Origin of the sequence: Fuerstiella marisgermanici, assembly GCF_001983935.1 — a bacterium.
GTDB classification, from domain to species: Bacteria; Planctomycetota; Planctomycetia; order Planctomycetales; family Planctomycetaceae; genus Fuerstiella; species Fuerstiella marisgermanici.
Genome location: NZ_CP017641.1, coordinates 7,386,525 through 7,403,121, shown reverse-complemented (window position 1 = coordinate 7,403,121; position 16,597 = coordinate 7,386,525). Strand labels below are relative to the sequence as shown.

The window sequence follows — 16,597 nt, the reverse complement described above, 5'->3', positions numbered from 1 at the left end:
CAACGTCTAAGTCCAACGCGGTTGACAGCCGGAGCATAAAAACCGTGTCTGTATGGCGCACTTCCGCCTGCGAACAACGCGACGGGCCGACCTGACAGACGAGCCTTGTAACCAGTGCCGGGGCATCGTATCTTAGGTTCCAGATGTTGGGACGTCGGGGCCTCCGTCCTATCGAACGGCTTGATCCAAATAATTTTTGGTTGTCTCTGACCCCGCGTCGATTGCTCGACGCAAAGGAATCGGCGATGTCGCGCAGTCTGCTTCGTACCCGGGTTCGACTTCCCGATCGCATTGCCAAATTGTTTCAGGGACTGAATCCCAGGCGACGGAAGCGAATTGAATCCTGCTCATCATGCCGCACCGGCCCCCGTCACTATGTTGCGGAATATCTGGAAGACCGAACGCTTCTGGCTGCGAGTCTCGCTAACCACGATCTGACACACATGATTTCCTGGCAGGGCCGGGAGACCGAAGTCTACCGCAACGAGTGGATTGTCGGATTCGAGGACGGTGCGACTCCGCTGCTGGACGACATGGCGACAGAGGGCGGTCCGATTGGCACTTTTGACCCTTTACACACGCTGCCACGGGCCGAACAAGCGTGGGACTTCGGTGAACCTCTCGGCCCGCCTGCTCCGCTGACGCTGCCGTCCCAATCTACGCTGACCTTTGAACGTCATCTCGGCGCTTCCGGACATTACCTTGTTCACACGCGCGATGGCATCGGAGCTACGGACGTGGAAGCCAGCCTTGCCGCGATGCCGGGTGTGCGTTCCTTCGAACCCAACTTTGTTGTCTCTGCAGACCTGAATCCCGACGATCCGTTCTATAGTTACCTGTGGGGACAAAATACCGGCAGCGATCACGATATAGACGCGCGGGAAGCGTGGGATCTGACGACGGGGTCAAGCAGCGTGGTCGTCGGCGTGATTGACACGGGTGTCGACTACCTACACGAAGACCTGGCGGAAAACATCTGGGTGAATCCCGGCGAAATCAGCGGCGATGGAATCGACAACGACGGCAACGGCTACATTGATGACTTCTACGGCTGGGATTTTGTGAACGACGACAATGACCCGATGGATGATCATTCTCATGGTACTCATGTGGCCGGAACAATTGCGGCGGTCGGCAACAACGCGACGGGAGTTGTCGGTGTCAGTTGGTCGTCTCAGATTATGGCGCTGAAGTTTCTGGATGCGGCGGGCGATGGTTCGACGGCAGATGCGATTGAAGCGATCAACTACGCCACCATGATGAAGCAGTCGTATGGCGTCAATCTCCAGCTCACCAACAACAGTTGGGGCGGCGGAGGGTTTTCTCAGGCTCTGTACGATGCGATTGCCGCAAGTGAGGCGCAGGACATGCTGTTTCTGGCGGCCGCCGGCAACGATGCAGCCAATAACGACACAACGCCCCACTATCCTTCCTCTTATGATCTCAACAACATCATTGCCGTTGCGTCGACAGATCCTGCAGGCAACCGGTCTTCGTTTTCGAACTACGGCCTGACAAGTGTCGACATCGGTGCGCCCGGCAGCGGTATCTACAGCACTTTGCCCGGCAATGGCTACGGATACAAGAGCGGCACATCAATGGCCACGCCGCAGGTCGCCGGAATCGCGGCTTTGGCCTGGAGTGTCGACGCGAACGCCACCTATGCGGATGTTCGGCAGGCGATCCTGAACGGGGCGGAGGCCCTTCCGTCCATGCAGGGGATTACTGTCACCGGCAAGCTGGCGAACGCCTTCGGAGCGTTGGAACAGCTCGGATTGATTGTGACCTCAACAACCCCGGAACGTGACGAAATCGTGACGGTTGCTCCAACGTCCTTCACCATAGATTTTTCCGATGCCGTTGATTCGGCAACGGTTCAGGCATCAGACCTGACAGTCAACGGAGTTGCCGCTGACAGTTTCACAGTTGTGGATGCGGATACGATCTCGTTTAGCTATTCGACAACCCCGGTCACCAACAACGGTGTGCAGACGATGCTGATGGCAGACGACACGATTCTGCGAGACAGTGATGCCGACGGGCTGGCCGGACTGGATGCGATTTTTTACTACGACCAGAGTCCCCTGACGGTGGTGAATTCCGATCCGGTGAGCGACGGTATTCTGTCGCTACCGGACCCGAAAATCACACTGAATTTCAGCGAACCGTTTGCGGCAGGTTCTGTCGATACGTCGGATTTGATTGTGAGTTCCGGTCGAGTGGTTTCATCGACTGTTATCGACGCCGACACCGTGGAATTCCATCTGACGGATATCACGTCCGAAACGCCAATCACTGTCAATCTGCCGACTGGAGCGATCAAGGACAGCATTGGACTTCCGGGCCAGTCGTTTTCGGCAGCGTTCAATCCCGACTTCACAACAGGCGTTTTTCCCGAGCCGCTGACGATCGCCGAACCTTTGGGGGCGTTGATACACTCCACCACTGTGTCTGCGGCGTTGCATTCGAATTCCGATACAGACACATTCACCCTTAATCTTGAGGGTGGTCAGACGCTGAGTGTCGTAATGGCTCCGGCTGCTGGACTGGCTGGTCGCGTCAGAATTCTCGACACGACGGACGCTCAGGTCGCCTCTGTGACTGGTGTCACCGGAGATGACGTGCTTGTTCAGTCATTGGTACTTCCCACTGCCGGTACTTACACGGTGATCGTGGAATCAAATGGATCAACCTCGGGCGCTTATCATCTGGATTTGCACCTGAACAGCATGCTGGAATTGGAAGCTCACGGGGGCGCGTCGAATGATTCCCGGCAAAACGCGGAGCCCATTGATTCCGGATGGGCGAGTCTGGATGCAACGGCGTCTCGCCTTGCTGTGCAGGGAACCTTTGCCGGTTCCGGGGACGCGGACTGGTACGAGCTGACTGTCGCGGCCGGGATACCCGTGAGCTTTCTGTTGTCGTCCCCGGCGTCAGGCCAGACGTTTTCACTGCATCGATCGAATAACGGGCAATTGCTGGTCGACAGCGCTGCTGCCGCCAATGGTGACCTGGTGATTCGAGATTATTTGGCGTCTGCGAGTGGGACCGTTTTGCTGAAGGTGACGGGAAGCAGTGCCGACTACGCCTTCTACATTACGACCAGTACAGCGATCAGTGAAGAAGAAAACGACAACTTCAGTCAGGCTCAGGATATTGATGTCACGCGTCGAGTTCTGGGGCATGTCGGCAGTGGTTCGCCGGTTAGTACGGACGTCAATGAACGACCGAGGCCGTACAACGGTGAATACGTTGATGCGGGCAACGGCGTTTTGGTGCCATCCGAATTGCTGGACGATGCCGCATCAGTCACGCAAACCGATGGAGTGGTGCGTGTCGACTTCAACGGAGCAAAAGATCCTCGCGCGCTGAGCAGTGTGCAGACAGTCACCGAAAACTTTGTTTCCATCAATACCGCGCCGGAAGGCGACACACCTCGTGACGCCGTCTTTTCCGTAGACGGCCAGCGGTTTTTGCTGGCGAATGAAAGCAGTCAGAACATTCTCGTCTACGACGCGGCCACACGTGCGGTTGTGGCTGACATTCCGGTGAACGGCGGTCCGGTGAGTCTGGCTGTCACTCCAGATGGCAATCATGCATTGTCTGCCAATACGAGCGGCAACAATATCGCCGTCATCGATCTGGCGACGCTGACTGTGGTGGCTGAGGTGCCGACAATACGTCAATGGCCTTACAAGGTTAAGGTCACACCGGACGGTCAATATGCCGTGGTGGCGACGGCGGACAACTACTTCGTGCGAATCTCGCTGACCAGCCTGGCCGTGGTCGGGGAATTTGCTTCGCCGGACCTGGGAGCGACGAGTTGGTTCTTACAGGCGGGCCGCAGCGGTGGTGTCTATCCTGTGTACAAGGATTTTTCCATCACGGCAGACAGCACCACGCTTGTTTCGCCAGCCGGGGATAACACGAGCGGATCGGTTCGCATTTACGACTTGGCCACGGATACGGAAACCGCAGCGCTGTCCACTTCCAGTGAACTGCTTTCTGTGACGACGACGGCGGACAGTTCCAAAGCCTACCTCGCAACACGGTACGCCAGTGGAGGCGATTCGGTTGTCGAAGTTGACCTGGTGAACAATGTAATTCTGCGAACACTGAACACAGAAGATCTGACGCAGAGCCGACTGCTGCTGACGCCGGACGAGAATTACCTGATGGCCGCCGGCTTCAACACGCTGATTTTTCTGGATCTCGCGGATGGTTCGACGTCTGCCTCCATTGGCGTCAATCCCGCTGACTTCGAACTCAGCTTTGACGGAAAGTACGTCCTGGCAGGAAACCGCTATTCACGCGTAGTGGACGTGCAGACGCAATCCCTTGTCGCAACGCTGCCGGACGCATTTACAGATTTTGTCGCGGTCAGCCCCGTGGACTACCGGGCCGTGGGAGCCACCTTTCTGTATGGCGACGACTTTGCGGTCCTGAACATCAACGGCAGTGGATCGTTCAGGGAATCGCACCTGCCAGCGGGCAGCATTCCGGAAGGTGACCGTCCGTTTGATGTCGCTGTTACACCAGATGGATTGACGGCCATTACGGTTAATCATCAGTCTGATAATCTCACGTTTGTGGATCTGGTCACACAAACCGTTACCGGCTACACAGAGGTGGGGTTGAACCCGGATGACATCGCCATCACTCCGGATGGCCTGCACGCTGTGGTGACAAACACCGGCGACGATACTGTGTCGATCATTGACCTGACGACGCGAACAGTCGTCGCCACATTAACGGGATTCGTTGACGATCCCCGGCACATTGTCATTTCTGCCGACGGTCAAACTGCCTATGTCAATACCACGCGTGCCAATGATTCCACCGACAGGGTCTACTTTGTCTATCTGGATGGTACCGACAGCACGGTGACTGGGTCGCTGGTGGTTGGCAATCTGGCCAACGATGCGATTCAGTATTCGGAAATGAAGCTTTCGCCCGATGGCAGCCTGCTGGCTGTTCCCGTGTCACGGGACAATGAACTTGTTTTGATTTCGACCGCCACACACACGGAAATGGCAAGACTCACAACTGGGCAGAAGCCCATGGAGGTTGAGTTTTCTCCGGACGGGACGCGGCTTTATGCGCTCAACGAAACGTCCAGCAGCGTTTCCGTGATTGATGTCGACGGCGGCTCGTCAAGCGTATTGGCGGAGATTCCCCTGACTGGCTATGCGTATTCGATGGTTATCGACTCACGCGGTGAGTATCTGTATGTCGCGTCGTGGGCGAATGCCGGGGTTGAGGTGATCGATCTTTCGGCTCATTCGGTCGTCAAGACACTGCCGTCGACGGGGCAGACTCCAACCGGATTGCATCTCGAAGGCGACCTTCTGTATCTAGTTAGCTCAGCCGGGATCCCGATTGCACTGCCGCTTGTCGACGGTCAGGGAACGATTGTCAGGATATTGGCCGATGGCCCGGATACTGTGCAGATCGATCAGTCGCCACTGAGTGGTCAGCCAATTCATATGGCTTTCAGCACTCCATTGCAGATGGCCATACCCGTTATTAACTCGGCAGATGGCGTGGATCTGATTTCGTACGCGAGTGAAGGCACGGGCGACGAAGACTTTTACACTTTTACTGCGAACGCTGGAAACCTACTTCGGTTGGCGACAACTCTGCCGGGTACAGATCCCGGCTTTTTCGACAACACGCTGAATGTTGCCGTCGAATTGTATGACTCCAGCGATCAGTTGCTGGCCAGCGGGCTGGATGGATTCCTGGACTACGTCGTGCCGTCAACCGGCGTCTATCAGGCACGAATTTATGCTCGGGGATTTACTTCCGGCGAATATCTGTTTTCCGCTTCCACGATCCCGTCGGTGTCACTGTCGGTAGCGCCATCTGCCATCGGTGAAAATAATGAAGCGGCCACGCTTACCGCCACTCTTTCCGACAGCTCAGCATCAGATGTCACGATAGACCTGGCCGCGACCGGTACCGCTATTGGTGGCAGCGATTACTCTTTGTCGTCAAATCAAATTGTGATTCCGGCCGGACAACTTCAGGGAACTGCAACGATTTCAGCCACTGAAGACTCTGTAGTCGAAGTCGTCGAAACGGTGCTAATTGACATCGTCGCTGTTACGAATGGTGCCGAAAATGGCGAGCAGCAGGTAACGGTTTCCATCACCGACAACGATTCCGCCGGCTTTTCTGTCACGGAAACCGGAGTCAACACGTCGGTGTCAGAATCAGGCACAACGGATACGTTCGATGTCGTGTTGACGGCAGCTCCGCAGACAGATGTCGTGCTGCGATTGTCCGGCGACATAGCGGCTGAGGCGGTTACTGACAAGACAATGCTGACGTTTACGGCAGCGAACTGGAATGTGCCTCAAACGGTCACCGTCACCGGTGTTGACGACCCTGTTGTTGATGCTGATCAGGCCAGCACTGTCATCATTTCCGTAGACGTCGCAGCTTCAAACGATCTGTTTGATTCACTGGGAGACCAGTCGGTCAGTGTCACCACGGTAGATAATGATGTGGCTGGGTTCTCTGTGACTCAGACATCCGGCAGCACTGTCGTCACGGAAGTCGGCGGCAATGATGCGTTTGATGTATTCCTCACCGCAGCACCGTTGACGGACGTCGTACTGACGATTGGCGTGGCAGACCCTGGCGAAGTTTCAATCGATGCGGTCAGCCTGACGTTTACTTTGGCGACATGGAATACACCTCAGGCGGTCACCGCCACCGGAGTTAATGACTTCGTCATCGACGGCGACCAGTCGTCGGTGATCACGATTGCCATCGACGATGCGAATTCTGACGACGCATTCGACTTTCTTGCCGCAGAGACGGTCAACGTGACAACAACCGACGATGACGTGGCCGGATTCGTTGTCACAGAATCTGGCGGCGACACTTTGGTCAACGAAAGTGGTTCCGGTGACACGTTCTCTGTCGTCCTGACCGCAGAACCGTTTGCTGGCGTTGTATTGTCAGTGAGCAGTAATGATGTGGGTGAGGCGACAGTTGATGTTGGCCAACTCACCTTCGATTCTTCGAATTGGAACGTCCCACAATTGGTCACCGTCACCGGAATTGATGATATTGTTTCTGACGGGCCGCAGAGTTCACAAATCACGATTGCTATTGTCGATCAGGAAAGTGACGGCAACTTCGCCCCTTTGGCCGATCAGCAGGTTTCCGTTACAACAGAAGATAACGATGATGGCATCCTGCGTGGTACCAACTTTGAAGACCTGGACGGTGATGGGTTCCTCGACGCCGGCGAACAAGGCCTCGCCGGTGTCACCATCTACCTCGACGAAAACAACAATGGTGTGCATGACAGCGGCGAAGTGTCGACTCTGACTGATGCCACCGGGCGCTATGAATTTACTGGTGTCTATTCCGGAACTCATGTCATTCGCGAAGTCGTTCCGGCCGCCCATACCCAGACTGCACCTGGCGTAGCGGGCACGTTCTTTTACGGAATAGACGCTGCTTCTGATCGGCTGGTGAAAGTTGATGGTGTGACAGGCGATGTGACGCCAATCGGGCCGCACGGGGTCAGCGAAAGCATCTCCGGCATGGTTTACACGTCCACCGGTCAGATTTTTGGTACGCACGCCGCAGGGGCCGATGGATTCTACAGCATCGATCCTCAGACGGGAGCTGCAGCATTCATTGGCAATGTGAATGCCGCGATCGCTGGGGCGATGGCGTACGATCCGTTTACCGACACCATTTACGGCATGGCGTTCTTCAACAGCGTTTGGACGTTGGTGTCTTTTGATCGCCTGACAGGGGGCGTCACAGCAATTGGTTCCGGCAGCGCCGACTTGACTGAAGTGACGGCGATGGCGTTCGATGCGGCCAACAACCGAATCGTTGTTTTCGATAACACAAACGACGAATTTTTTGGCTTTGATTCCAACGGCGTAGCTTCCGCGATCGGAGCCGCAACTTCAGCGCTGGACTTTTGGGGGGCAACGTATGCCGGAAGCACACTCGTGACGTCTCAACATGTAGACGGCACAGAACTCCGCACAGTTGACCCCGTCACTGGCGTAGTCAGTAATTATTTGACATTGTCCGAATCCATCTACTTCGGCACTCTGGAATACGTTGGGGCCGTCAATCAATCGCATGTGATTAATGTGTACGAGTCCGGAATTGTTGACGGGCTAAACTTCGGTAACGATCCACTCCCTTCGCAACTTCAGGGAATCAAATTCGAAGACATCAATGCCAACGGGCTGCGGGACGCCGGTGAACCGACTTTGCCAGGAGTCACCGTCTATCTGGATGCCAACAACAACGGTCGCTTGGACGATGGAGCAGTTCTGGAACCTGATGACTACCCGGCAGGTACTGTCATCGGCGATCTTCTTGACGGCGTGGTGGTTGTTTCCACTGTGGCCGGCGATGTTCCCGTGTTTGTAAAAAGTGCGGGCGTCGCGGCGACGCATGCTTCGACAGGAACAATGGTCTTCGGAAACGGAGAAGGTCATACCGCCTGGACCTCTTCCCGCCAACTGGAAGTTCGGTTCGCCGAATCAGGCAGTTCGGTTTCCATTGACTTCACGGCGATCGATGCAGATGGCCAAGGCTGGCTGCAGGCCTACGACGCCTACGGCAATTTACTGGGAAGTTTCACGACGAAACTACTCGCACCTGGTGAATCATCCACGATGACAGTTGCCGTTCACGGCATTTCCTACGCCATCGCCAAGTCGACCAGCTTGCGTCGAGCAACTCTGGACAATCTGGTCATTGACGGCGGCGTTGAACAGCAGACTGTCACAGATGCAAACGGTGAATATACTTTTACTGATCTCAATCCTGGTGAACACATCGTGCGCGAGATCGTGCCGGACGGGTTTCGTCAGACTTATCCAGTAACCATAGGGCAACAGCGCCTGTTCGCCGTCGATCCGCGAGCGGCAAGCGCAACTCAGATTATTGAAATCAGCCCCACGACGGGAGAGACACTGAACTCCTTCGACGCGCCGGGAGACCCGGTCGGTTCAACAAGTGGCCTGGCTTATGACGGGCACACTCTGTTCTTCATCGACGCATCCGGCGATACCTTATACGAACTGGCCCCTGGCACTGGAGCAGTTCTTGATTCCATGAGCCTTCCGACGACGCCGCGCTGGGACGGGCTGGCTGTGCTGGATGGCCTGGTCTATCTGAATGACTCGTTCAATCATGTCATCGAAGTTGTGGATCCCGCGACGAATACGATCGTCAAAAGTATTACGCTGGATCCGGCGTCCAACTTCAATCCGTTCGGCGGACTGGGCGAGCTTCCTGATGCATCTGGCGGACAGCTTGTTGGTGCGATTGGATCGTCGAACGGAATCGCTCTGCTTGATCCCGTAACTGGAGCAGTCAACAGTACGTTTACGCACGGAAGCGTCGGGAACGGTAGTCACTATGGACTCACCAGCATGAACGGCGAAATCTACATCGGATTCAATAATTCGGTAGGCACTGTGATGGTGTATTCACCCGCTGGAGTTTTCCAGAGATCATTCCAGGCGGGTTTTGATGTTTCGGCGCTCGGTGGCGGTGGTGAAGTTTCCGGCAAACACGCAGTGAACTTGCTTGCTGATCAGTTCGTTACGGGAATCGATTTCGGCAATGAACGATTATTCGGTGACATCACTGGTCGCCACTTCGAAGACGCCAATGGCAACGAAATTCAGGACACCGGCGAAGTCGGTTTGGCGGGTGTGACAATCTATCTGGACGCAAACGACAACGGCGTGTTGGATGGTTCAGAAGCCTCAACCACGACCGACAGCAACGGAGACTATTCATTTATGGGCATCCCAGTCGGCGACTACGTTGTTCGAGATGTCGTCGCACCTGGCTATGTTAGGACGACTCCGATTTCCGCTGACGAATTTTTTTACGCAATCAACCATAACACCGATACTTTGTTTCGCATCAACGCCGCCAGTGGAGTCATCACAACTATCGGCCCCCATAATGCGGGAACCGATCTTTGGGGACTGGTGGTCACCAATTCTGGCCAGTTGATTGCAAACAGCTGGCAGAATAACTGGGTTTATTCTTTGGATCCAACAACAGGAGCCGCGACCGCCATCGGTCATGCCGGAGGACAAATCGGTGGCGGTTTGGGTTATGACGGCGAAACTGACACGATTTTCGGAGTCATCAACGGCGGTGCCGGAACAAGACTGGCGACATTCAGTCGGGCGACAGGGCTGGCGACTCCAGTTGGGCCGGGCGTGCCGAATCTAACAGGTACGACGGGCATTGAATTCGATCCAGTGACTGGCCTCGTCGTTGTGTTTGACAACGCCGGTGACGAATTCTTCGGCTTCGATCCGGATACGGGTGTCGGTACTGTGCTGTCAATCGCCAACCCCGCGCTGAATACGTTTGGAATCACCTCCAATGGCACTGACATGTTGCTGGCAAACAATGGGGTCATTTACAAAACAGATGTTTTGGCAGGGACCAAAACTCCAGTGCTTACAATGTCTGCCGGACCGTTCATGGACGGGCTGGAATATGTCGCGGCGAAAGACGGTGCTCATCGAGTTCGTGTGATCGCAGACGAATTGCTAACCGACCTTAATTTTGGAATCCGTCAGGCAGTGGGGACCATCAGTGGGACGAAGTTCGACGACGCCAATGGCGATGGCATCCAAAATTCAGGCGAACCCGGTCTTGCCGGCCTTGCGGTATACCTTGATGCCAATAATAACTCTCTTCTTGACAGTGGTGAAGTTTCCATTGTCACCGACGCGAATGGTGACTATTCGTTTGTGGACGTTCCTGCAGGGAATCACAGCATTCGAGACATCGTTCCACACGGATATGTGCAGACGACTCCCGGTGATTCGCCATCGTTTTATTATGCCCTCGATCCATCGACACACGAACTTGTGCGAGTTGATTCTGCCAGCGGTATCATCACGACGATTGGCGCCCACAATGCACTCACCGAATTGAATGGTTTCGTCGTGACCAATGACGGAGCTCTTATCGCGGGCAGTTGGCAAACGGATGAGTTGTACACCCTGGACCCGTTAACCGGGCAGGCAACTTTGATCGGTGTGGCAGGAAATCAATTGGGCGGTGGACTTGGCTACGACAGAGCCACTGACACGATCTATAGTGTTGTTGGTGGTGGAGCGGCAACGCGACTGGCCACTATTGACCGGACCACAGGGCAGGCCACGCCGATTGGCCCCGGTGTACCGAACTTGTCGGGGACAGGTGGTGTTACCTTCGATCCGGTTTCCGGGCTTGTGATTGTGTTCGATAACTTTGGCGATGAAATCTTCGGCTTTGACCCGCAAACCGGAGTCGGCACAGTCCTGTCCACCGCAACACCCTCCTACACCGTCCGGGGATTGACATCCAACGGCAGCGATGTGTTGGCCTCATCCGGTGATTCGATATTCAAGATCAACGTCAACGATGGAACTCGCGCAGCGAAGCTCATCCTGTCAACTTCTGCTGCTCTCGAAAGTATTGAATTCGTTCCGGGAAGTGATCAGGCGAATCGCGTGTCCGTGGGAGTTGGCGATGTCGTTTCGAATGTCGACTTCGGCAACCGTCTGGCTGTTGGAAGTATCACCGGCACGAAATTCCACGACCTCAACGCGAACGGAATCCGCGACACCGGCGAAGGCCCTGTGGTCGGCACAAGAATCTATCTTGACGCCAACGACAACAGCATATTCGACGCAGGTGAAGTCAACGTACTGACCGATATCAACGGCGACTACGTCTTCACCGACGTACCGACCGGCGATTACGTCGTGCGAGAAGTCACGCAGATCGGTTACGAAAACACATCTCCGGGCGACAGTGATTCGGTGTTCTACGCGATCGACTTTCCCACGCAGGAACTCGTGTCGATCGCCGCGGCCACCGGTGACGTCACTCGCGTTGGTGCGTTGAATGCAGGTGTCAACCTTTACGCTCTGGCCCGGACAGCCGACAACCAGTTAATCGCCAGCACGGCGTTCAATCCCGACAGTATATATTCAATCAATACGTCGACCGGCGCGGCAACGCTGATCGGACCAACCGGCGGGGAGATTGACTTTGGAATGACATACGATCCAGCAACCGACACCTTGTACACTGTGACCTCACTCAGTTCGTTCAGCCGCCTAACGAAAATCGACCCTTCCACCGGCGTCCAAACAACCTACGGCCCCGGCATTAACGGTATGCCTTTTGCCACAGGAGTCGCCTTCGACGCTTTCACCGGAATGGTCATCGCGTTCGACAACACAAACAGCCGCTTCATCAGCTTCGACCCCATCACCGGTGCAGCAACAGAACTGTCAACGGCTTCCCCCTCGATTGCGAGCGGTGGCTTCACCCACACCGGCACCGAGTTCGTGATGTCGTCGAACACCAGTCTGTTCACTGTCAACCCCACCACAGGCATGCAATCGCCGTACCGGACACTCTCCGAATCAGTTGGCGTAACGGCTCTGGAGTACGTTCGAGGCAACGACGGCGCTTTTCGATTGACCGTGGGCGTCGGCGACGTGGTCACCGGCAACAACTTCGGGATCCACTACATCGGCCCGCCACCCCAACAAACGGGCGACGCGATCATCAATAACGGAGGAATCAACCGTTCCGGCATCGCCACGATCAGCTTCCCCTTCGACCAACCCGTCACCGTTGCATCTGCGTCAACTCTCAGGCTGATCAACCATACAACGCAGGAAACGATAGACGTTAGTTCGGCGACGGTCTCCGGTAACGGTACGTCACAACTCACTTGGAATCTGAATGGTCTGCTGCTGTCCACGGGGCGTTATACCGCTGAGCTGATGACGACTGAAGTGACCAGCGCCGCCAACGTATCAATGGCGGCTTCGTGGGTCAGCGAGTTTCACGTGAAGATTGGAGACATCAACGGCGATGGGCGAGTCAACTTTGGTGATTTTAACGCGGTCAGAAATGCCTTTGACCCTCTTCTCGGAACTCCATTCAGAAACGGCGACGCAAACGGCGACGGCCGCGTCAATTTCGGCGATTTTAATGTTGTCCGGAACAACTTTGATCCGCTGCTGCTGACGCCGTTGCAGTACGACTATGGCGATGCGCCTACTGCCTCGACTCAGTTCGCAACTCTGCTGACGGAAAACGGAGCTCGTCACGTGTCAACCAGCGGCCTGCGACTGGGGACTGAAATCGACGCTGATGCCGACGGCCAGCCTTCCACGAACGCGGATGGCGATGGTGCAGATGAAGACGGAGTGACATTCGACAGTCTGTATGCCGGAGCAACTTCAACTGTATTGGTAACGGCGACCGTACCGGCTTTGGCGTTCCTGAATGTCTGGATCGACTTCGACGCGAATGGGCTTTGGGAAGCCGAAAATGGCGAACACGTAATTAATGACCGTGTGGTGGTCGATGGCGTTAATGACATTCCTATTGATATCCCGGTCGATGCGGTATCCGGTCAAGTGGCTGTTCGGGCCCGGATTACTGCGACACCAGGCACGCAGAGTTTCGGGCTGGCTGCGTCCGGGGAAATCGAGGACTACATGGTGCTTATTTCCCAGCCTGCAGGCGGATCGGTCGGCAGCATTGGACTCGCAGCGGTGTCGGCAATTTCGTCGTTGTCTGGCAATTCAGCAAGCGCCCCACAGAAATGGATTCGGAACCGTCCCAACGATCGACGAGCAGCAGAGCTTTCGGCAACTGGTAGGTTGGATCGGCAATTCGAAGCGAGACGGGAAAGCCAGAACTGGAGAGCGGTGCTGCAACTGAACAATCGTGATAGGAGCAACGAGGCTTCTGTCATTTCTGACAAAGACGAGAGCAGCAAGTTGACACAGGTCTTCAGCGAACCTGACAATTTACTGAGCCTCCTCTGAGTTCTTACGACGTAGAATACGCGGTCGGCAGCTTATAGCAAACTAAGAGACCACAATATGAAAAATGTAGTTCGTTCCGCAATTGCCACATTCCTTGCCTGCGGGCTGGGTCATGCTGATGGAGGGGTATTGACATTTACAGTCAATGTCGATCAGGACACGATATCAATTGGGCAATCTGTGGACTGGCAGATATTCGCTACGGTAAGCGATTCCAGTAGCGATAATTTCGGGATCGCGTCAATCGGCGCGGATCTTCAGGATTCAACTTCAGATGCTCTCGTACCGGGAACGATTGGCGCACCATTTTCCGACTACGATTTTCTGTCCGGTGGCACTGTCAACGGGTTCGGCCAACTTGAAGCAATCGGGGCTACACTGTTTGGCTACGATGCTGGCAAAGTGGAAGCAGCGGATGGCAGCCTGTTGGGGCCGCTACTCCTGGCAAGTGGCAGTTATTCCCCTCTCACAGTGGGATCTCATTCGCTTTCCGCAATGCCGACTTCGGCGTCGAACGAATATTTCGATTCAATTACTGGAATTGGGTCATCGACACCATTTGACTTCGGAGTTCACGTAAGCGACACATTCACCGTTACTGCCGTCCCGGAACCATCGACGACGCTGGCTATCGGAGTGCTGGCCGTCGCGTTCGCGCTTCGTCGCAGGATATCGAATGCGGCATCTGCCAGTCTGGATTGATCTGTTTCAGGCAAGGTTGAGCCGAAGTTATGCGCCGTCTTTTCCTCTCCGTCGCTTCGAGTGAGAATTTGAGGGACTCATTTTTTTGCGTCGCACGTACTTCTGCGTAAATAGATTTCAGAGAACTCATGCTGGCACAAGAACGAGTACTCGCGGCCCGTCATGGCTAAAAATGAGGACCGCATCACTGTGTTACCGGACCGCTGCGGGCGGGACCTGCTTGATCAGGTGGAACGCGTCCGGCGTTTGCACGATCGCGATTTCGTGGATGGGCGAGGCAAGGTATATCTGCCGTATGCCCTGGAGCGGAAGTACGCCAACGAGAATCGCGACTTCGGCTGGCAGTGGCTGTTTCCGGCCACCGGGTTGAGTGTGGATCCTCGCTCGGGCGAAAGGCGGCGGCATCACATTTCGGAAGAGCTGTTTTCTCGATTCTTCAAGGCGGCAACGGATCGTGTCGGTATCGTATAAAACGCCGTTCCAGATTCTCTGCGCCATTCGTTTGCCACTCACCTGCTTGAAGACGGAGCCGACATTCGCACAGTGCAGGAGTTACTCGGCCACAAGGACGTGCGGACGACCATGATCTACTTGCACGTGATGAACAAGCCGGGGCTGGCGGTGAAGAGTCCGGCAGATGTGATCAGTGAAAAATAAAGCGTACCCTGGACATCGGCAACAGAGTTTTCTCAGCCGTTGAAAGCCTTGGGGCATTTCTCATTACAAAAGCGCCGTAAAGCCGCGAGTTTGATGGTGCGGGCAGATATCGCCATTTCCCCTGAGCAGTGGTCACCGGGGGCGAAGCCTGCACCGAACTGGAAACGGTGACTTTGCGTGCTTCGGACCGACACGCCGAGGCGACTTGACAGATGCAGAGTCTGCTTCATCCACGGCCTTTGCGAGCAAACCATTTTCTGCAGAAGCCGACGAATGCGGCGTCCGGTTTTCTTGGTGGTTCGGCTCCCGACATTTCGAGCCATGATCGCCACTGGCGTTCGAGTTCGTAGACATCCCAGCCCGGAGCTTCGAGACGGGCGTCGTGGTAGGTGTCGGGGTCGAGCGGAGGGATGACGGCATCTGACGATCTAGTTCCGGTGACTGCTGGGATGCTGCCCCGGTTTTCAAAGACAACGATGTCGTCGTTCGGACCTGCCCGGTCTTCCAGCCGCAGCGTGTAGTCCGGCATGTGGTTGTCGCGGCGATCGTCGTCGATGACCTTGTTCACAAGCCGTTTGAACTCCTTGAGCGTTGAACCGGAGCCTACTTTCCGGCGCAGCAGATCCAGTGATATCCGCCATTCCGGTTTTCGGCCACAGTGCTTGCGCGCCAGTTCGTACAGCCGACGTTCGATGGGACGACGAAGCCGAAAGTAGTTGCGATGCAGTGTCAGCACTTCGCGGGACTCAATTGCGTTGAACACCCAGTCTGAAAGTTTCACTTCGACTTCCTGCATCCGGCCGTCGCGGGTTTCGCGAACGATTTCAAAGCTGTCGATGAGTCCGAATCCGCGCGTGATCTCCTTGTCGCCCGTCATGATGTTGGTTGTGATGCGCGTACCGGCCAGACGTTCCAAAGCCACACGCAGCAGGTCGTAACCCCGTCCCGTCGTCATCCGGTTGGTGGACTTCAGCAGGTCCACGCCTTTGAATCGCATCGTCTGGGACACTTTCTGACCGGCATTGATCGCCGCCATGATCTGGCTGATGCAGTAGATCAGGATGTCGCGGTCGTGGACGGTGGCCAGTCCTTCGGATGACGGACGGATTTCGATCCACGAGTCGTTGTGCTCATAGCGGCGCATGCGGGTGTCAGGCTTCGTGGACAGGCTGAACAGCGGATGCTCCATGCTGGCCATGTCGCCCTTGGGCGCGGCGTCCACGATGTCGCAGATGAACAGGTCCGGTGTCGGATAGCGGTCCGGCAGCAGGGGAGATCGTGGATTGGCGTCGGTCGATTCTCTGGTCACCCCACCAGAAACGACATTTCGCACACGAAGTCAACCGGAAACGTCATTTCACACACTG

At 55.5% G+C, this 16,597-nt stretch carries 5 protein-coding genes; 4 read left to right on the top strand and 1 reads right to left on the bottom strand.

What is annotated here, in order from left to right; all coding sequences use genetic code 11:
- Window positions 1-245 precede the first annotated feature (245 nt).
- From Fuma_RS27790 to Fuma_RS34995, 4 genes are all read left to right on the top strand, one after another.
- Window positions 246-13,871, top strand: coding sequence for a S8 family serine peptidase (locus tag Fuma_RS27790; protein WP_077026990.1), 13,626 nt, complete (start codon window positions 246-248; stop codon window positions 13,869-13,871).
- A 57-nt stretch (window positions 13,872-13,928) separates the two neighbouring features.
- Entirely contained in the window at window positions 13,929-14,573 is a 645-nt protein-coding gene (locus Fuma_RS27785; protein WP_077026989.1) for a PEP-CTERM sorting domain-containing protein, read from the top strand.
- A 162-nt stretch (window positions 14,574-14,735) separates the two neighbouring features.
- Window positions 14,736-15,044, top strand: a complete 309-nt coding sequence (locus Fuma_RS35000) for a site-specific integrase (protein WP_145944421.1) — start codon at window positions 14,736-14,738, stop codon at window positions 15,042-15,044.
- 18 nt (window positions 15,045-15,062) lie between these two features.
- The gene (locus Fuma_RS34995; protein WP_145944420.1) at window positions 15,063-15,230 is read left to right on the top strand and encodes a tyrosine-type recombinase/integrase; all 168 of its coding nucleotides are present in this window, start codon (window positions 15,063-15,065) and stop codon (window positions 15,228-15,230) included.
- A 226-nt stretch (window positions 15,231-15,456) separates the two neighbouring features.
- Here Fuma_RS34995 and Fuma_RS27775 read toward each other — a convergent pair whose 3' ends face one another.
- Window positions 15,457-16,563, bottom strand: a complete 1,107-nt coding sequence (locus Fuma_RS27775) for a replication initiator protein A (RefSeq protein WP_077026988.1) — start codon at window positions 16,561-16,563, stop codon at window positions 15,457-15,459.
- Between the last annotated feature and the right edge of the window lie 34 nt (window positions 16,564-16,597).

Coding starts and splice junctions, on each gene's coding strand:
- Fuma_RS27790 (WP_077026990.1), top strand. CDS start 246: ATGTCGCGCAGTCTGCTTCGTACCCGGGTTCGACTTCCCGATCGCATT.
- Fuma_RS35000 (WP_145944421.1), top strand. CDS start 14,736: ATGGCTAAAAATGAGGACCGCATCACTGTGTTACCGGACCGCTGCGGG.
- Fuma_RS27785 (WP_077026989.1), top strand. CDS start 13,929: ATGAAAAATGTAGTTCGTTCCGCAATTGCCACATTCCTTGCCTGCGGG.